At 66.6% G+C, this 17,084-nt stretch carries 16 protein-coding genes; 8 read left to right on the top strand and 8 right to left on the bottom strand.

Annotated features, from left to right (window positions below):
- Positions 1–37: 37 nt before the first annotated feature.
- A complete protein-coding gene (locus BLT60_RS09875) occupies positions 38–340 on the bottom strand; it encodes an urease subunit gamma (protein WP_090876245.1) in 303 nt (100 codons plus the stop codon).
- Positions 341–350: 10 nt separating this feature from the next.
- Positions 351–1,223, bottom strand: coding sequence for an urease accessory protein UreD (locus BLT60_RS09870; protein ID WP_210185579.1), 873 nt, complete (start codon positions 1,221–1,223; stop codon positions 351–353).
- Positions 1,224–1,480: 257 nt separating this feature from the next.
- Here BLT60_RS09870 and BLT60_RS09865 point away from each other — a divergent pair, with 257 nt between their 5' ends.
- The gene (locus tag BLT60_RS09865; protein WP_090876243.1) at positions 1,481–2,557 is read left to right on the top strand and encodes a D-alanyl-D-alanine carboxypeptidase family protein; all 1,077 of its coding nucleotides are present in this window, start codon (positions 1,481–1,483) and stop codon (positions 2,555–2,557) included.
- A gap of 9 nt (positions 2,558–2,566) precedes the next feature.
- Here BLT60_RS09865 and BLT60_RS09860 read toward each other — a convergent pair whose 3' ends face one another.
- Positions 2,567–2,812 carry a sulfurtransferase TusA family protein gene (locus BLT60_RS09860; RefSeq protein WP_090876242.1) on the bottom strand — a complete coding sequence of 82 codons (246 nt, stop codon included), beginning with the start codon at positions 2,810–2,812 and terminating at the stop codon, positions 2,567–2,569.
- 72 nt (positions 2,813–2,884) lie between these two features.
- Here BLT60_RS09860 and BLT60_RS09855 point away from each other — a divergent pair, with 72 nt between their 5' ends.
- From BLT60_RS09855 to BLT60_RS09840, 4 genes are all read left to right on the top strand, one after another.
- On the top strand, positions 2,885–4,684 hold the full coding sequence (locus tag BLT60_RS09855) for a long-chain-acyl-CoA synthetase (protein ID WP_090876241.1): 1,800 nt from the start codon (positions 2,885–2,887) through the stop codon (positions 4,682–4,684).
- A gap of 172 nt (positions 4,685–4,856) precedes the next feature.
- Positions 4,857–6,281: a lipopolysaccharide biosynthesis protein gene (locus BLT60_RS09850; protein WP_244521202.1), complete on the top strand. Its 1,425-nt coding sequence runs from the start codon at positions 4,857–4,859 to the stop codon at positions 6,279–6,281.
- Positions 6,278–7,477: a GNAT family N-acetyltransferase gene (locus BLT60_RS09845; protein WP_090876240.1), complete on the top strand. Its 1,200-nt coding sequence runs from the start codon at positions 6,278–6,280 to the stop codon at positions 7,475–7,477. Before BLT60_RS09850 ends, BLT60_RS09845 begins: the two co-directional genes overlap by 4 nt.
- Positions 7,474–8,397, top strand: coding sequence for a cupin-like domain-containing protein (locus BLT60_RS09840; protein WP_090876239.1), 924 nt, complete (start codon positions 7,474–7,476; stop codon positions 8,395–8,397). The genes BLT60_RS09845 and BLT60_RS09840 overlap by 4 nt, the downstream gene beginning before the upstream one ends.
- On the opposite strand, the gene BLT60_RS09835 is transcribed toward BLT60_RS09840, so the two are convergent.
- From BLT60_RS09835 to BLT60_RS09815, 5 genes are all read right to left on the bottom strand, one after another.
- Complete coding sequence (locus BLT60_RS09835; RefSeq protein WP_090876238.1) at positions 8,394–10,037, bottom strand: AMP-binding protein; 1,644 nt, start codon at positions 10,035–10,037, stop codon at positions 8,394–8,396. The genes BLT60_RS09840 and BLT60_RS09835 overlap by 4 nt on opposite strands.
- A 2-nt stretch (positions 10,038–10,039) precedes the next feature.
- Complete coding sequence (locus BLT60_RS09830; protein WP_175478367.1) at positions 10,040–10,630, bottom strand: CAP domain-containing protein; 591 nt, start codon at positions 10,628–10,630, stop codon at positions 10,040–10,042.
- A gap of 104 nt (positions 10,631–10,734) precedes the next feature.
- Positions 10,735–11,925, bottom strand: coding sequence for a quaternary amine ABC transporter ATP-binding protein (locus BLT60_RS09825; RefSeq protein ID WP_090876236.1), 1,191 nt, complete (start codon positions 11,923–11,925; stop codon positions 10,735–10,737).
- A gap of 3 nt (positions 11,926–11,928) precedes the next feature.
- Positions 11,929–12,786: an ABC transporter permease gene (locus tag BLT60_RS09820; protein WP_090876235.1), complete on the bottom strand. Its 858-nt coding sequence runs from the start codon at positions 12,784–12,786 to the stop codon at positions 11,929–11,931.
- 70 nt (positions 12,787–12,856) lie between these two features.
- Positions 12,857–13,864 carry an ABC transporter substrate-binding protein gene (locus BLT60_RS09815; RefSeq protein ID WP_090876234.1) on the bottom strand — a complete coding sequence of 336 codons (1,008 nt, stop codon included), beginning with the start codon at positions 13,862–13,864 and terminating at the stop codon, positions 12,857–12,859.
- 689 nt (positions 13,865–14,553) lie between these two features.
- On the opposite strand from BLT60_RS09815, the gene BLT60_RS09810 reads away from it, so the two are divergent.
- The 3 genes from BLT60_RS09810 to BLT60_RS09800 are packed head-to-tail and all read left to right on the top strand — an operon-like array spanning position 14,554 to position 17,064.
- Positions 14,554–15,222 (top strand): ABC transporter permease, encoded by a 669-nt coding sequence (locus BLT60_RS09810; RefSeq protein WP_090876233.1) that lies wholly within the window; start codon positions 14,554–14,556, stop codon positions 15,220–15,222.
- Positions 15,219–16,331, top strand: a complete 1,113-nt coding sequence (locus BLT60_RS09805; RefSeq protein ID WP_090876232.1) for an ABC transporter ATP-binding protein — start codon at positions 15,219–15,221, stop codon at positions 16,329–16,331. Before BLT60_RS09810 ends, BLT60_RS09805 begins: the two co-directional genes overlap by 4 nt.
- Entirely contained in the window at positions 16,324–17,064 is a 741-nt protein-coding gene (locus BLT60_RS09800; RefSeq protein WP_090876231.1) for an ABC transporter permease, read from the top strand. The genes BLT60_RS09805 and BLT60_RS09800 overlap by 8 nt, the downstream gene beginning before the upstream one ends.
- Positions 17,065–17,084 lie beyond the last annotated feature (20 nt).

Here is a 17,084-nt window from a genome sequence, read left to right as displayed (position 1 = left end):
CGTTTAGTTACTCCGTTAGGCCGCTTGGCGCGGCGGGCTATCGAATAGGATTGTGGACGGTGACGAGCTTGGTGCCGTCGGGAAAGGTCGCCTCGACCTGGACGTCGTGGATCATCTCGGCGATCCCGGGCATCACCTGGTCACGGCTGACGACCGAGGCGCCGGCCTCCATCAGGTCGGCAACCGAGCGACCGTCGCGGGCGCCTTCGACGACAAAGTCGCTGACCAGCGCGATCGCCTCCGGATAGTTGAGCTTGACGCCGCGCTCCAGCCGTCGCCGCGCCACCATCGCGGCGGTGGCGATCAGCAGCTTGTCTTTTTCCCGTGGCGTCAGGTTCATGGTGTCCTCTTCAACAATTCCACACGCGCGGCATCGCCGCATCGCGCAACATTTCCAGCAGCCTCGTCAAGGACGTGCGCAACGCCTGCCCGCCCGGCGCGAGAATCCGGGCGACGAGGAGGCCATTCCAGGCGCTGGCGCCGGCCTCGCAGCCACCCTCGGCAAGGATTTCGCGGGCCGCGTCGAGCCGAGCGGCGGCGTCCGGCGAGACCATGACGACCGTGGCGAAGGCGCCGGCGCCGCCGCCGGTCGCCTTGCCGGCCATGCCGGCGACCGCGTCGCCGTCGAGGCGCGTCCCCTCGGCGAAGACCAGGACGCCGTCGCGGCGAATGCGCCAGATGTCGTCGAAGACGATGTCATGCAGCCTCTCGCCCATCGCTGCGCGGCCAAGCAGGACGGCTTCCGCGGCGAGCAGCGTCGCCGAGCCGGCGACATCCGCCTCCAGTCGACGATGAAGCGCGCTCCGTTCGTAAAGGATGGTTTCCTGCGGCAGCCATTCGAGCCGGCCGCCGGCCCCGACTTCGAGGCGCGTGTCGATGCGCGCGACGCCGCCCGACGACCGGTAGGCGCGTTCGGCCGCCTGCGACGACACCACCGCCGCAGCGGCGGCACCGACCGAAACCGCATAGTTGAGACGGTCGCCGCCAGTGACGCCGCCCGCGGTGTTGAGGAGGATCGCCTCGAGCGGCGCGGTGTCGGCAATCCGCGGCAGCCGGACCTTGGCCGATCCCGACTGGCGCAACTGGTCGAGGCGGTTGCCGCCCCTTTCGCGCCGCACCGTGACACGCGCCTCGCCGCGCGCCCGCTGCAATCGCAGCGAAGCGATAGGCAGCGATGGCGCTTCGGCAATGGCAACTGGCGGGGCGACGATCATTGACGGCATTATGCTCTTGAACCGGCCCCATCATGCAAGCCCGACGCCATGTCCATTCTGGAGGCGACGCCATCGGGGCGGAGGACAGGCCGGTGGCGCTTGATGGCCCATATTTCATGCATTTGCCGGTTTATTGGGCAAATTGTGCAGGCGGCGACGTCCCGGTTGCCCGCCGCTGCCGGCTTTGCCAAATTGTCGCCAAGTCGATATGAAGGAAGTGAACGCGGTCGGGGGCGTCGCGACCGCCATCATGCTGGGGCTGAACCTTGAGACTGACGCTTCTGGTAGCCGTTTTCCTGTTGTCATTCGCTGGCTGGTCGGCACGGGCTGACCAGGACCCGGCCTATATCGTCGTCGATGTCGGGCGCGGCGTCGTGCTCAACAGCGACAACGCCAACAAGCTGTGGCCGCCCGCCTCGATCACCAAGGTGATGACCGCCTACCTGACCTTCAAGGCGCTGCAGACCGGGCAGTTGACGCTGACCTCCCCGGTTGTGGTCTCTAAGAATGCGCTCGCCGAGCCACCGTCGAAGATGGGCTACAAGGTCGGCACGGTGATCAACCTCGACAATGCCCTGAAGATGATGATCGTGCGCTCGGCCAACGATATCGCCGTCGCGATCGCCGAGACCGTGGGCGGCAGCGAATCGCGGTTCGTCGCGATGATGAATGCCGAAGCGGCGCGGCTCGGCATGAACGGCACGCATTTCGTCAATCCGAACGGGCTGCCGGCCAGCGGCCAGGTGACGACGGCACGCGACCTTGCCGTGCTCTCCCGCACGGTGTGGATGGAATTTCCCCAATACCGCGAATATTTCCGGATCACCGCGATCAAGGCCGGCCGCAAGACGCTCAAGTCCTACAACACGCTGCTTGAGACCTATCGCGGCACCAACGGCATGAAGACCGGCTTCGTCTGCGCCTCCGGCTTCAACATCGTCGCCAGCGCAACCCGCAACGGCCGGACGCTGATGGCCGTCGTCCTCGGCGAGACCTCGTCGCTGGCACGGGCCGAGACCGCGGCCGAACTGCTCGATCGCGGCTTCAACGGTCTTTTCTCCAGCTTTCGCGGCCAGAACCTGGCGACCTTCCAGTCCCGTCCCGCGCCCGGCGCTCCGGTCAACCTGCGCAAGGAAATCTGCGAGACCAAGCGTCCGCCGGACAAGCCGAGCGCCCGTTCGGCCCTTGGGCCGCGCTTCGTGCTGATGGAGCCGGTGCCGGTCTTCACGGGCAACGCCGATCCCGCCGCCAGCGCGACGTCGGGCGCCCGGCCGACCGCGAATATTCCCCTGCCACGGCCGCGGCCGCCCTACCCCGCCGGCGCCCAGCTCATCCTCCAGTAGCCGGCTTTCTCAGGCGCGCTCGACGATGCAGCGGTAGACCCCGTCGACGGTTTCCGCGACGACCAGCCGATGGCCGGCTTCGCGCACGAAATGCGGCAGGTCGATCGCCGCCAGCGGGTCCGTCGCCTCGACCAGCACGCGACCGCCGCTGGCCAGGCCCAGCAATGCCTTGCGTGTCTTGAGGACCGGCAGCGGGCAGGCCAGGCCGCGCAGGTCGAGTTGGACATCGCAGTCCCAGGTCTGGCGTGTCGTCATCACTTGCTCGCTTTGCAGCCAATGCTAGGTTTGTCGGAACCGCGGGGAAAGAATCGTGGGCCAGGGGAGAACATGAGCTTTCTCGACAACCTGAGGAAGGACTGGGTTTTCGCCCATGGCGTCTTCAAGGCGCTGCGCCGGGTGACGCCGATGGCGCGGCACCGCAACCGCACCTTCGCCGACGCCATGGAGGATCTCGCGGAACGCTTCGGCGACCGGCCTGCGCTGATATCGGCGCGCGAGACGCTGTCCTACGCCGACTATAACGGCCGCGGCAACCGCTATGCCCGCTGGGCCATGGCCAACGGTATCGAGAAGGGCGACGTCGTCTGCCTGCTGATGCCGAACCGGCCGGAATATGCGGCAGTCTGGCTGGGCATAGCCCGGGCCGGCGGCACCACGGCCCTGCTCAATACCAACCTCGCCGGCGCCGCCCTCGCCCATTGCATCAACCTCGTTTCGCCGAAGCACATCATCGTCGCCGCGGAACTGGCCGATTCCTTCGACACCGCCGCGCCCATGGTCAAGGCCGGGCCGACCGTCTGGGGCCACGGCGCCGGCGTGCCGGGCTGGCCCCGCATTGACGACGCCATCATGGACCATGGCGACGAGGCGATCCCCGCCGGGGACCGCCCGACGCTGACCCTCGATGACCGCTGCCTGTTCATCTACACCAGCGGCACGACCGGCCTGCCGAAGGCCGCGAATATCAACCACTATCGCGTCCATGCGGCGATGCTCGCCTATGCCAGCGTGATGGAGATGACGGCCCAGGATCGCAACTACAACTGCCTACCGATGTATCACACCTCCGGCGGCATCCTGGCGATCGGCTGTGGCCTGATGGTCGGCGGCTCGAGCTTCATCGCCGAGCGCTTCTCGGCCCGGCAATTCTGGGACGACGTCGTCGACAACGACTGCACCCGGTTCCAGTATATCGGCGAACTCTGCCGCTACCTGGTGACCGCGCCGCCCCACCCGAAGGAGCGGATGCACAAGGTCCGCCTGGTCTGCGGCAATGGCCTGCGGCCGGACGTCTGGGAGCGCTTCACCCATCGCTTCGGGATCACCGCGATCCGCGAATTCTACGCCGCCACCGAGGGCAACGCGATCATCTTCAACTGGGACAGCACGCCAGGCGCCGTCGGCCGCATCCCGCGCTGGGCACGCACGCTGTTCCCCGTCACCAACATCCGCTTCGACTTCGACCACGACAGGCCGGTGCGCGACGACGATGGGCTGTGCATCGAATGCGACGACGACGAGACCGGCGAGATGATCTCGCGGATCGTCGTCAACCCGCTGAAACCCGGCCAGCGCTTCGACGGCTATGCCGACCGGTCGGAAACCGAGAAGAAGATCCTGCGCGACGTCTTCGTCGCCGGCGACATGTGGTTCCGCACCGGCGACCTGATGCGCCGCGACCGGCGCGGCTATTTCTATTTTGTCGACCGCATCGGCGACACCTTCCGCTGGAAGGGCGAGAACATCTCGACCGCCGAAGTCGCCGAGGCGCTGAGCCTCTGCGTCGGCGTCGACGAGGCCAATGTCTATGGCGTCGAAGTCGCCCATGCCGAAGGCCGCGCCGGCATGGCGGCGCTGGCCGTCAACGACGATTTCTCGCTGGAGGCGTTCCGGGACCACCTCCACGCCACGCTCAGCAGCCACGCCCGGCCGCCGTTCGTGCGCTTCCGCCAGTCGATCGACGCGACCTCGACCTTCAAGCAGCGCAAGATCGATCTCGTCCGCGAGGGCTTTGACCCGTCGCAAACCCACGATCCGATCTATTTCGACGATCCAGCCGCCGCGCAACTGGTCCGCATCGACGCCGCCCTTCACCGGCGTATCCATTCCGGCGACATCCGTTTCTAGACCGGCCGGCGCCACTATTCATACCGCGTTAACCTTGACGCGATGGTGAATTACTCTTGATTTGTAAATAACCGCCTCCGTCCGTATGTGTTTTTGCAGCCGATCGGTTCAGTTTTTATAAAACTCGAACCTGCATAGTGGCGGCTGCGCGATACCAGCGGAGACAATCCACGTGCGCTTATCCTTTGCCGGCGCCGTCGAAAGGGCCTTCGGCGCCCGTCTCGGTCGCCGGCTGATGCCGGTCGGCAGCCGGCTGGATTCCATCCTCTACGACAGCGACGACCGCTCGGTATCGCAACGCATCGCCGTGATCGCCTTCGGCGTCCGGGTCGTCAGCGCCGCGATCGCCTATGTCAGCCAGGTGCTCCTCGCCCGCTGGATGGGCGATTTCGAATACGGCGTCTTTGTCGTCGTATGGGTCGGGGCGGTGATCCTCGGCGGGCTGGCCTGCCTCGGGTTCCAGACCGCCATCGTCCGGTTCGTTCCCGAATATGTCGCACGGGGCGATACGGCCCTGTTGCGCGGTGTGCTGGTCGGCAGCCGGGTCTACGGTTTCATTGCAGCGACGCTTTTCGCCGGGCTCGGCATCCTCGGCCTGCTCGGTTTCGGCGACGCGCTGTCGAGCTACTACCTGATCCCGCTCTATCTCGGCGCCGTCACCCTGCCGATGCTGGCGCTCAGCGAGATTCAGGACGGCATGGCCCGTGCCTTCAGCTGGGCCGACCTCAGCCTGTGGCCGACCTATATCGTCCGGCCGATCATCATCCTGGCCACCATGGCGCTGGCCCTCGGCCTCGGCTGGGCCCCGGACGCCGTGACCGCGATGGGCTCGGTCATCGTCGCCACCTACGTCACCTCGATCGGACAACTGATCCTGCTGCAGCGGCGGCTCGGCCGTACCGTCCCGAGCGGTCCGCGCCAGTATCAGCCGATGCTGTGGATCGGCGTCGCGCTGCCGATCTTCGTCGTCGAGGGCTTCTTCAACCTCCTGACCAACGTCGACATCCTGGTCGTCGGCTACTTCATGGCGCCGGACCAGGTGGCGATCTATTTCGCCGCGGCGAAGACGCTGGCGCTGGTCCATTTCGTCTATTTCGCCGTGCGGGCCGGTGGCGCCCAGCGCTTCTCGAAATACTATACCAGCGGCGACACCCAGCGGCTGGCGAGCTTCGTCCGCGACACGCTGCACTGGACCTTCTGGCCGTCGCTGGCGTTGATCCTGGTGATCTTCATCGTCGGCAAGCAACTCCTCCTGCTGTTCGGACCGTCCTTCGGCAGCGGCTACCCGCTGTTCTTCATCCTCTCCGTCGGCCTGCTGGCCCGCGCCTCGATCGGCCCGGCCGAGAGCCTGCTGACCATGGCCGGTCAGCAGCGGATCTGCGCGGCGATCTACACCGCCACCTTCCTCGTCAACATCGTGCTGAATTTCGCGCTGATCCCGCGCTTCGGCCTAGCCGGCGCCGCGTTCGCGACATCGGTCGCGCTGCTGCTGGAGACCTTCGCGCTCTATTTCGCGACGCGCAACCGGCTCGGCATCCGTTCCTTTGTCCTCTTCACCTTCCCGCCCTTCAGACGTGCAACGGGAGCCGTCCTGTGAGCGAAATCGGTTTCCCCGCATCGCCCCTGTCGCGACGCCCGCCCGGCGAGAGGCGCAATCGCGCGCGCCGGCCGGCGGACAGCCTGTCGACGCTGAGCCCCGCCGAGGCGACGGCCAGCATCGACGGCTGGCGCGACCTCGCCACCCGCAGCGCCGAGGCCAACGTCTTCTTCCATCCCGGCTTCCTGCTGCCGGCGATCGATCATCTCGACCCGACCGTCGCCGTGGCGACCGTGCGCGGCGGCGACGGGGATCTCGTCGCGCTGGCGCCGATGGTGTCGGCCCGCCTCGGCAAGATCGCGCCGGCAACGCGGATCTGGGTGCATGACTACGGTCCGCTGGGGTCGCCGCTCGTCGACCCTTCCATGCTCGACACGGCAGCCGCCGGCATGATCCGGTGTGCTGGCGCCGGCAGCCTGGTGATCCCCGACCTGCCATTGGCAGGACCGGTCGCCACGGCGCTGATCGAAGCCGCGACCCGCGCCGGCCGCCCCTGCGAGATCGTCGACGAACACGCGCGCGCGGTGCTCAACCGCCGCAGTGACGGCCCCGCCGACAGCCGCGCCTTGCTGCCGACGGGTCGGCGCAAGGAACTCGCCCGGCAGATGCGCCGCCTCGGCGATCTCGGCGCCGTCACCATCGAGACCGCGACGGACCACGACCGGGTCCGCGCCCGCTTCGAGGAGTTCCTGGTCCTTGAGATGGACAGCTGGAAGGGCGAAGCCGGCACGGCCCTGGCGTCACGGGCCGCCACCGCCGCATTCGCCCGCGAGGTCGTGTTCAACCGGTCGGAGCGCGGCACGGTGCGGATCGTCTCGATCCGGCTCGGCGACAAGCCGGTCGCCATCGTTGTCTGCTTCGTTGCCGGCGCCACCGCCTATACGTGGAAGATCGCCCATGACGCCCGCTTCGCCCGCTACTCGCCCGGTGCACAACTGATGCTCGAGGCCGGCGATAGCCTGCTTGCCGACCCGGCGATCGCCAGCGTCGATTCCTGCGCCTCGGCCAACCATCCGATGATCGACGCCCTGTGGCGGGATCGCATCGCGCTCGGCACGCTGGTCGTCGGCCCGGTCGGCGGCGGCCCCCTCTACCGGATCGGCCTTGCCGCTTGCAGGGGCGAGATCGCCGCCCGCGCCACCGCCAGGACCCTCAGGGCGCGGCTGAAACAGACCCACGGCGCGCGACGGCCATGAGACTGATCGACATCGACCACGACGCAGCCGTGACCTTTCCGGCCGAGCCCTTCCGGATTCGCCACGGACTCGCCGATCATCCGCTCCTGACGCTCGACGCGCTGGCCGGGCTGGCCGGCCGTCTCGACCGCGACCGGGTCGAGTATAATTCCGGCAAGCTCCAGCCCAACCAGCCACCGGACGAGGTGCCCGGCCTCGACCTCGCGCCGACCGACGTCGTCCGCCAGATCGAGACCTGCGGCGCCTGGATGGTGCTGAAGAATGTCGAGACCGTGCCCGAATACGCGGCGCTGATCCGCGACGCGCTGGCTGACGCCCGGGCTGCGATCGGCGGCGCGGACGACGACGGCATGACCGACTTCCAGGGCTTCATCTTCGTCTCCTCCGCCAACGGGGTGACCCCCTTCCACATCGACTATGAGGAGAATTTCTTCGTCCATCTTCATGGCGAGAAGTTCATGCATGTCTTCGACAATCGCGACCGGGCGCTGGTGTCGGAGCCGGACCTCGAGACCTTCCCGGGCAAGCACCGCAACCTCTCTTACCTCGCGGATTTCGAGGAGCGGGCGACGGTCTACCGCTTCGAGCCTGGCGAAGGCATGTTCCTGCCCTACACCTGGCCGCACTGGGTGCGGACCGGCAGCGACTGGACAATCTCGATGGCGATCACCTGGAAATCGCCGCGCGACATCCGCATGAACCGCCTTTATCTCGCCAACGCGATGCTGCGAAAGCTGCGCCTGCCGCAGCCGGCTCCGGGCCGCTACTCGGCCTATGACAGCGCCAAGGTCATGGCGCTCGCCACCCTGCAGGCTGTCGTCAACCCGCTGCGGCGAAGCGAGGGCATGCGCCGGCGTCTCCGCGCCCTGCTGTTCGGCCGGCGGGCCAACTATTACTACGGCGGCGAACGCAAGGTTTAGTCGGCCGCCTTCGCCGCTTCTTCGCGAACCCGGTCGCGAAACCCGCGCCGGATGACCTTGCCCGAAGTGGTCAGCGGTATCGCGTCGACGAAGGCGATCTCCCGCGGATATTCAGCCGCCGAAAGCCGGTTGCGGACCAGGGCGCGGATCTCCGCGGCGAGGTCCGGCCCCGCCTCGTGACCCGGCTTCAGCATGACGAAGGCCTTGACGATCTCGGTCCGCACCGGATCGGGCTTGCCGACCACGGCGGCAAGCGCGACCGCCGGATGGGCGGCGAGGCAGTCCTCCACCTCGCTCGGCCCGATCCGGTAGCCGGAGGAAATGATGATGTCGTCGCTGCGGCCGAGGAAATGGACATAGCCGTCCGCATCGCGCACCGCCTGGTCGCCGCTCAGCATCCAGTCGCCACGGAACTTCTCCCGCGTCGCCTCTGGCTGGCGCCAGTATTCGAGGAAGAGCGACGGGTCGGGACGGTGGATGGCGATCTCGCCCGGCTCACCGACCGGCGACTCGCGGCCCTCGCCGTCGATGATCGCCACCGTGTGTCCCGGGATCGGCTTGCCGACGGCGCCGGCCCGGCTGACGCCCAGCGCCGCGCAGGAGCCCAGCACGTAGTTGCACTCGGTCTGGCCGTAGAATTCGTTGATCGATCGACCGAAGGTACCTTCCGCCCGCTCGAAGGCCGACCGGCCGAGGCTCTCGCCCGCCGCCCCGATCGTCCTCAGCTTCAGGTCGAAGCGCTCGCGCGGACGCGCGACATCCTCCATCAGCTTGATCGCCGTGGGCGGCAGGAAGGCGTTGCGGACGCCGGCGTCAGCGATCGTCGCGAAGGCCGCCTCCGGGTCGAAGCGCTGGAACGGGCCGAAGACGACGGGCGTGCCGAAATAGAGGGCCGGCAGCAGGGCGTTGAGCAGCCCGCCGGCCCAGGCCCAGTCCGACGGCGTCCAGACGCGGTCGTCGGCATCCGGCGCGAATTCATGGGTCAGGGAGAAACCCGGCAGGTGGCCGAGCAGCACCCGGTGGCCATGCAGTGCGCCCTTTGGCGGGCCGGTTGTGCCGGAGGTGTAGATCATCATCGCCGGATCGTCCGGGCTCGAATCGACCGGCACGAACGGCTCGTCGAAAGGCTCCAGCGCTTCGGCAAGTCCCTCGATCCCGGCCGATGGGCCGTCGACGCACAGGATGGTTTCGAGATCCGGCAAGGCGCCGCGGATCTCGGACAGGCTGGCGATCCCGCCGGCATCCGTGAGGATCGCCCGGGCGCCGGAGTTCCGGAGCCGGTAGCGAAGCGCGTCGGGACCGAAGAGCGCGGCGAGCGGCACGGCGATGGCGCCCAGCTTGTAGGCCGCGAGATGGCCGATGGCGGTCTCGAAGGATTGCGGCAGGAGCAGCGCGAGGCGGTCGCCGCTGGCAACGCCCCGGCGCCGCAATGCATGCGCCAGCCGGTCCGAGCCACGCTTCAGTTCGGCGAAGGTGATGGGATGCAGCGCGCCGTTGCCGTCCCGGCGGATCAGCGCCACCCGCTCCGGCACGACCGCCGCCCAGCGGTCGCAGCAGGCGACCGCGATATTGAAACGTTCGGGGATATCCCAGCGAAAGGAGGCGACCAGCGCCTCGTAATTCGCCGCCCGCGCCAGCATGGCTAGCGCGGCACCGCCACGAGCGGGCCGGCATTGGGGCCGAGCGTGGCGCGGCGATCGTCAGGCGCCGCCATCACCAGCGTCCAGAAGTTCCCGTATTTGCCATTGGCCGTGTAGGCGACCGCGATCCCCATCTGGGTCACGCCCGGCTTCAAGAGGTTGGCGTTGTGGCCCGGCGACGCCTTCCAGCCGGCAAGCGCCTCGTCGAAATTGCGATGCCCGGCGGAGACATTCTCGACCGCGATGCCGGCATCGTAGCCGCCCTGGCTGAGCCGCTGCGGGAAGCTGCTTTCGCCGCGCACGCGATGGCTCATATTGTCGGCGCGGGCCATGGCCTGGGAATGGCCACGGGCGATTGCCGTCAGCTTCGAATCGACCGACACGGCCGAAAGCCCCCGCGACGTGCGATAGGCCGAAATCGTCCGCGCGGCGGAGCCCGGATTGACCGTCGCCGGGCCGGGCCGGCCAGCGCCCTTGATCAGTTCGTCCGGCTTGTCGAACAGCGACGCGCAGGCCGACAGCATGAAGACCGGCGCCAGCCCGACCGCGATGATCCTGAACGCCGAGCGGCGCGTGAGACCCGTATTGTCCATGTTGTTGTCCATGCGGCTAGCCGACCGATCCGCCGCTCTTCGGTGGCGGCGAGCCTTGCTAGCACGGCGGCGAGAAACAGGCGAGAACTCCCCGCACCGACCATCTATGCTGCTTCGAGATCCTTCGAGGGCGTCAGGATTTCCCCGACCTGGGCGGCCGAAAGAGTCCCCTCCAGCGACCCGTCGCGGCTGATGACGGCGAGCGGATATGTACTCGAAAGGGTTGCAGGCAATGCCTCGGCGAGCGATGCCCCCGGTGCAATCGACGGCGCGCCGACCGCGATCTCGTCGACGGTCGGTCCGGCGCGACTGGCGATGGCGGCGTTGACCGAATCGCGGGTAACGACGCCGCGATAGCCCCGCGCGTTGACGACGTATCCGATCTCTGCGCCCTGCCGCTGCATTTCGGCCAGCGCCTGCTCGAGCGTTTCGTCGGTCAGGCGCAGCGGCGGCGGTTTCATCACAGTCTCGACCGTCAGGACCCGGGCGCGATTGACGTCCTTGACGAAGGCGCGGACGTAGTCGTCGGCCGGACTGAGCAGAATCTCGGCCGGGGTGCCGATCTGCGACAGGGAGCCATCCTTGAGGATCGCGATCCGGTCGCCCAGCCGCAGCGCCTCGTCGAGATCGTGGGTGATGAAGACGATGGTCTTGCGAAGCCGCGACTGCAGGTCGATGAGCTGATCCTGCATCTGGCCGCGGATCAGCGGATCGAGCGCCGAAAAGGCCTCGTCCATCAGCAGGATCTCCGGATCGGTGCACAGCGCCCGCGCCAGCCCGACACGCTGCTGCATGCCGCCGGACAATTGCGCGGGATACTGGTCCTCGTATCCCGACAGGCCGACGGTCGCGACCCATTCGGCCGCCCTGGCGTGCCGCTTCGCCCGCGGCTCGCCGCGCACCTCGAGGCCATAGGCGACGTTCTGGAGGACGGTGCGGTGGGGAAACAGGCCGAAACGCTGGAAGACCATCCCGGTCTTCTGCCGCCGGAAGGCCTCGAGTTCGCGGATCGACAGCTTGAGGATGTCGTTGCCGTCGATGACGATCTCGCCCTCGGTCGGGTCGATGAGGCGGTTGAGATGGCGGATCAGCGTCGACTTGCCGGAGCCGGACAGGCCCATGACGACGAAGATCTCGCCGCGCTCGATCGACAGCGATACGTCGTAGAGCCCGACGGTATTGCCGGATTCGGCGAGGATCGCCTCCTTGCCGGCGCCCGCCTTGAGGCGGGCAAGCGCGCGCTCCGGCCTCGCGCCGAAGATCTTGGTGACATTGCGGACGTCGATCAGCGGCATGGCTTAGCCCTCCACCGCGCGATAGGCCTGCAGGCGGCGGCCGAAGGCCTGGCTGATCCGGTCGAAGATGATGGCGAGGATGACGATGCCGATGCCGCCGACCAGGCCCTTGCCGGGGTCGTTGCGCTGGAGGCCGAGCAGCACCGTTTCGCCAATGCCGCGCGCCCCGATCATCGAGGCGATGACCACCATCGCCAGGGCCATCATCATCGTCTGGTTGATGCCCTGCATGATCGAGGGCAAGGCCAGCGGAATCTGGACGCCGCGCAGCATCTGCCAGCGGGTGGCGCCAAAGGCGCGGCTTGCCTCGACCACGGCGTGATCGACCTGGCGGATGCCGAGATCGGTCAGCCGGATCAGCGGCGGCGTCGCATAGATCACCGTCGCCAGGATTGCCGGCACCTTGCCGAGCCCGAACAGCATCGCCGCCGGGATCAGGTAGACGAAGCTGGGGATCGTCTGCATCAGGTCGAGGACGGGGTTGAGCAGCATCCGGGCTGTGTCGCTGCGGGCCGTCACCACGCCGAGCGGAATGCCGATGATGACCGCGATGCCGACCGAAACCAGCATGATGGCGATGGTCTGCATCGCCTGCTCCCAAAGCCCGAGGCTGCCGAGCAGCCAGGCCAGCACCATGACGCCGACCGACAGGACAGGCTTCCGGCTCGCCGCATAGGCGATCAGCCCGGCAACGAGGATCACCGACCACGGCGGGGCCCCGCGCAATACCCGCTCGATGAGGATCAGGACGGTGAGCAGCGCATTGGCGATCGACTCGAAGACATCGCCATGATTGACGATCAGCCACTCGATGAAGGCATTGGTCGTGTCGGCGATGGGCTTGCCGATGTCGATGAACATCGTGGCGTCCTCAGGCGCGAACGGGCCGGCGGTCTAGCCGCCGGCCCGTCTCAATCTACCGCAGGTCCGGTCACTCGCCGAGAGCGGATTTGACGCCCTCGACCGCCTCGGCCGGCAGCCACTTGGTCCAGTCCTCGTTGCTCTTGAGGAAGTCGACCGCAGCTTCGTCGGCGCTGGCGTCGCTGTCGCGCATATAGGCGAGCGCGGCGGAGGTCGCCGCATTGGTCGAGGAATAGGCCTTCAGCAAAGCCGTCAGTTTCGGCGCCGCCTCGCTGAATTCCTTGTTGGCGCCGATGATGACCTTGCTGACCGGATAGGCGGTCGCCTTGGTCGGCTTGTCGGAAGCCAGCATCTCGTCCCAGACCGCCTTGTCGAACGGCGCTTCATCGAGCTTGGTGAAGTCATACTTGCCGAGCAGCCAGGTCGGCCCCCAGTAGTAGAAGACCGCCGGCTTGTTGCGCAACGCCGCCGCTTCGGCCGCCGCCGCGAGCGCCTCGCCGGTGCCCGGACGGAAGTTGGTGTACGAATCGTCGAGGCCATAGGCGATCAGCTTCTGGGTATTCACCACCTCGCACTGCCAGCCGGCCGGGCAATTGTAGAAACGCCCCTTCCCGGGCTCCTCCGGGTCGGCGAAGAGTTCGGTGTATTTCGGCAGGTCGGCGACCGACTTGAGGTCGGGGGCGACGGCGTCGGCACCGGAGACGATCGAGGTCGGCACGAACCAGCCCTCCGCGGCGTCCGGGAAGGTGGTGCCGAGCGCCACGGTCTGCCCGGCGGCCTCGGCATCGACCCAGGCCTGGGCCGGGTTGGCGGTCCAGATTTCCATGATGATATCGGCGTCGCCACGCGCGACGCCGTTGATCAGCGGGATGGTATCGCCGGGGATGCTGTCCACCTCGCAGCCGAAGCCGTCGCGGATGAGGCGGCTGGCGACAGCGGTGTGGAACTGGGCCGAGCCGTAGTTGAGGTCGGCAAAGACGACCGGCCGGTCGATCTCGCAGGCCATCTCGGCATCCTGGGCCAAGGCGGGCGCCGCGACGAAGACGCCGACGGCGAGAGCGATGGAATGGCGAAACATGAACAATCCTCCTGTGTGTCGAAACTCTTGGCGTGTTTTCGGCAAACGCATGTGTCGCCGACGACTCGCTGAACCCGGCATGTTGTGAGAGCTAGGGCGTCTCGTCGAGAAGCCGAGGGGCGGGAAAACGTTCCCGGTCGCCACCAGCGGAAGCCGCGAATCTCCTCGTCACATTGCGTGAATTCTGGCCCGGCCACCCCTGATGGTCGTTCCCGGCGCTCTCGCAGGATAAGCACCGGCAACCGTCATAGGGTGTCAGGAGCGTGCGGCCCGCGGCCGCCTGACTGTCTCCACCCCGGCGAAATGCACCGCATCTCGTCGCCGGAAGGCGACGGGACAGCGCGTTATGAAAACCATAGCGGCGCGCCCCGGAATGTCAAAAAGGCGGTTCCCCGCGTCCCGGCGAAGAAGGCGCCAGATTCCCGCAACCGGTTCTTCACGCTGTGACGAGCGGTCGAAGGTCGCGAATTCGCTGAGGGATCGCCGTTCGACAGCGCCCCATCCTGATAAATATATCGGCGCTTGATTTCAGTTTATCTGGAGAAGCAAGTCTTCTTCGGAAAAATTCTTGGTAGAAATGTTTGTATTTGAATAATACACAAAACGATAAAGAATAGGTTGAATCTAAACTCAAAGCGCTGATCTACCATTGCATTTCACACGATGAGCGTCCAAGAGTCCGATCAATCATGGAATTGCTTGAGTACATCATTGCGAATTGGGACCTGATCGTCGTTCGCACCGGTCAGCATCTCGCCATTGTCGGTGTAGCGGTCGGCCTGGCGATTCTTACCGGCGTGCCCATAGGCATCGCGATCAGCCAGAACAAGCGCGCCGCTGCGGGCGTCCTCTATGTCGCATCCATCATCATCACCATCCCGTCGATTGCCCTCTTCGGCATCATGATCCCTGTCCTGTCGCTGATCGGCCAGGGCATCGGCTATGTGCCGGCGGTGATCGCGGTTTTGCTCTACTCCCAGTTGCCGATCATCCGAAATACCTACACGGCCATCAGCAACCTCGATCCGGCGCTCCGCGAGGCGGCTCGCGGCATGGGACTGACGCGCTTGCAGAGGCTGCGCGAGGTCGAATTGCCACTGGCGATACCGGTGATCATGGCCGGGGTGCGGATTGCCGTGGTGATGAACATCGGCGTCACCGCGATCGCCGCCTACATTGGCGCCGGCGGTCTCGGCGTCTTCATTTCCCGCGGCATCAGCCAGACCGATCCCCGGCAATTGATCACCGGCGCGCTGGCGGTCAGCATCCTCGCCGTGGCGGCGGATCTCGCATTGCTCGGTTTCCAGAAGCTGCTCACGTCGCCGGGACTGCGCGAAACAGCGAGAGCCCCCGCATGATCCGCCTCGACAACGTCACCAAGGTGTTTCCCGGGGCGGCCGCGCCGGCCGTCGACCGTGTCACCATGGAGGTTCCCGAAGGCGAGATCTGCGTGCTCCTTGGACCTTCGGGTTGCGGCAAGACGACGACCATGAAGATGGTCAACCGTCTGGTGGAGCCGAGTTCGGGCAAGATATTCATCGGCGACAAGGACACCAACGACTACAACCCGGTCGAACTGCGGCGGTCGCTTGGCTACGTCATCCAGCAGATCGGCCTGTTTCCCAACAAGACCATCGAAGACAATATCTGCATCGTCCCGGACATCCTCGGCTGGGACCGCACCAAGTCGCGCGCCCGGGCCGAAGAGCTGCTCGAAATGGTGGCGCTCGATCCCAAGATCTTCCTGAAGCGCTACCCAAAGGAACTCTCCGGCGGCCAGCAGCAGCGCATCGGCGTCCTGCGGGCGATCGCCGCCGATCCGCCCGTCCTCCTGATGGACGAGCCATTTGGCGCGATCGACCCGATCAACCGCGCGATCATTCAGGACGAGTTCCTGAAGATGCAGGCGAAGATGAAGAAGACCATCATGTTCGTCAGCCACGACATCGACGAGGCGGTCAAGATGGCCGACCGCATCGCCATCTTCAACGAAGGCCGTCTCGTCCAATACGACACGCCTAACAACATCCTCGCCCATCCGAAGAACCGCTTCGTCTCGGACTTCGTCGGCTCGGACCGGACGCTGAAGCGCTTGCAGTTGCTCAAGGTCAGCGACGCGATGATGCACGATCCGCCGAGCGTGCGGACCGAGGACACGCTCGCGACCGCCGCCTCCCTGATGGAAGAGCACGGCCACAACTCGATCATCATGGTCAACGCCACTGGCCGGGTCCGCGGCTTCGTCGCCCTGACCAACGCCGCCGGAAAGAAGGGCAAGGTCGGCGAGAACCACGAGACCCTGCCGACAACGATCAATGTGACCGAGGACCTGCGAACCGCGGTCTCGACCATGTTCCGTCATGACGTCACATGGCTGGCCTGTGTCGACGACGACCGCATCTTCAAGGGCTACGTGACCCTGCGCGGCATCACCCACCTGCTCGGCGAGGCCCACCGCGATGGCTGAGCACGCCGCCGCGGCCGGGCTCTACCGCCTGTGGCGGAACGGGCTGCTCGTGCTGATCTTCGCGCTCGGCGCCTGGGCGTGGGCGAGCGGCCTGTTGCCGACCATGATCGACCTCTGGGACGACATCGTCTATCTCGCCCGCCAGCACATCATGCTGGTCATCATCTCCGACGGCCTCGCCGTCCTGGTCGGCGTGCCGCTCGGCGTCGCCCTGACCCGACCGGCGCTGCGCCGGTATGGCGACATCGTCCTCCAGGTCCTGAATATCGGCGCGACGATCCCGACCCTTGCCATCCTTGCCCTGTCGATGAGCCTGCTCGGCATTGGCGATACGCCGGCGATCTTCGGCCTGTTCGTGCTGACCCTGCTGCCGATCGTCTCGAACACGCTGGCCGGAATCCGCGCGGTGCCGCCCCACCTGATCGAGGCCGCCCACGGCATGGGCATGAGCACTAGGCAGATCCTGCTCAAGGTCGAACTGCCCAACGCCATGTTCGTCATCTATGCCGGCATCCGCACCGCGCTCGCCATCAATGTCGGCACCGTGCCGCTGGCCTTCCTGATCGGCGGCGGCGGTCTCGGCGAACTGATCTTCAGCGGCATCGCCCTCAACGAGTTCGGCATGATGCTGGCCGGCGCGATCCCGACGGCGCTCCTGGCCATCCTGGTCGATTTCCTGATGGGCCAGATGCAGCTCTGGACGATCCCGCGCGGCGTCAATCCGCTGCGCTGACCGCCCTTTTTTCCGATTTC

Origin of the sequence: Bauldia litoralis, assembly GCF_900104485.1 — a bacterium.
GTDB lineage: Bacteria > Pseudomonadota > Alphaproteobacteria > Rhizobiales > Kaistiaceae > Bauldia > Bauldia litoralis.
This window is presented reverse-complemented; position numbering and strand designations above follow the sequence as displayed.

Bases quoted from the DNA above. Each gene is read 5' to 3' on its own strand.
- BLT60_RS09825 (WP_090876236.1), bottom strand. From the start codon at position 11,925: ATGCCGCTGATCGACGTCCGCAATGTCACCAAGATCTTCGGCGCGAGG.
- BLT60_RS09815 (WP_090876234.1), bottom strand. From the start codon at position 13,864: ATGTTTCGCCATTCCATCGCTCTCGCCGTCGGCGTCTTCGTCGCGGCG.
- BLT60_RS09870 (WP_210185579.1), bottom strand. From the start codon at position 1,223: ATGCCGTCAATGATCGTCGCCCCGCCAGTTGCCATTGCCGAAGCGCCA.
- BLT60_RS09800 (WP_090876231.1), top strand. From the start codon at position 16,324: ATGGCTGAGCACGCCGCCGCGGCCGGGCTCTACCGCCTGTGGCGGAAC.
- BLT60_RS09820 (WP_090876235.1), bottom strand. From the start codon at position 12,786: ATGTTCATCGACATCGGCAAGCCCATCGCCGACACGACCAATGCCTTC.
- BLT60_RS09840 (WP_090876239.1), top strand. From the start codon at position 7,474: ATGAGACTGATCGACATCGACCACGACGCAGCCGTGACCTTTCCGGCC.
- BLT60_RS09830 (WP_175478367.1), bottom strand. From the start codon at position 10,630: ATGGACAATACGGGTCTCACGCGCCGCTCGGCGTTCAGGATCATCGCG.
- BLT60_RS09860 (WP_090876242.1), bottom strand. From the start codon at position 2,812: ATGACGACACGCCAGACCTGGGACTGCGATGTCCAACTCGACCTGCGC.
- BLT60_RS09810 (WP_090876233.1), top strand. From the start codon at position 14,554: ATGGAATTGCTTGAGTACATCATTGCGAATTGGGACCTGATCGTCGTT.
- BLT60_RS09855 (WP_090876241.1), top strand. From the start codon at position 2,885: ATGAGCTTTCTCGACAACCTGAGGAAGGACTGGGTTTTCGCCCATGGC.
- BLT60_RS09875 (WP_090876245.1), bottom strand. From the start codon at position 340: ATGAACCTGACGCCACGGGAAAAAGACAAGCTGCTGATCGCCACCGCC.
- BLT60_RS09835 (WP_090876238.1), bottom strand. From the start codon at position 10,037: ATGCTGGCGCGGGCGGCGAATTACGAGGCGCTGGTCGCCTCCTTTCGC.
- BLT60_RS09805 (WP_090876232.1), top strand. From the start codon at position 15,219: ATGATCCGCCTCGACAACGTCACCAAGGTGTTTCCCGGGGCGGCCGCG.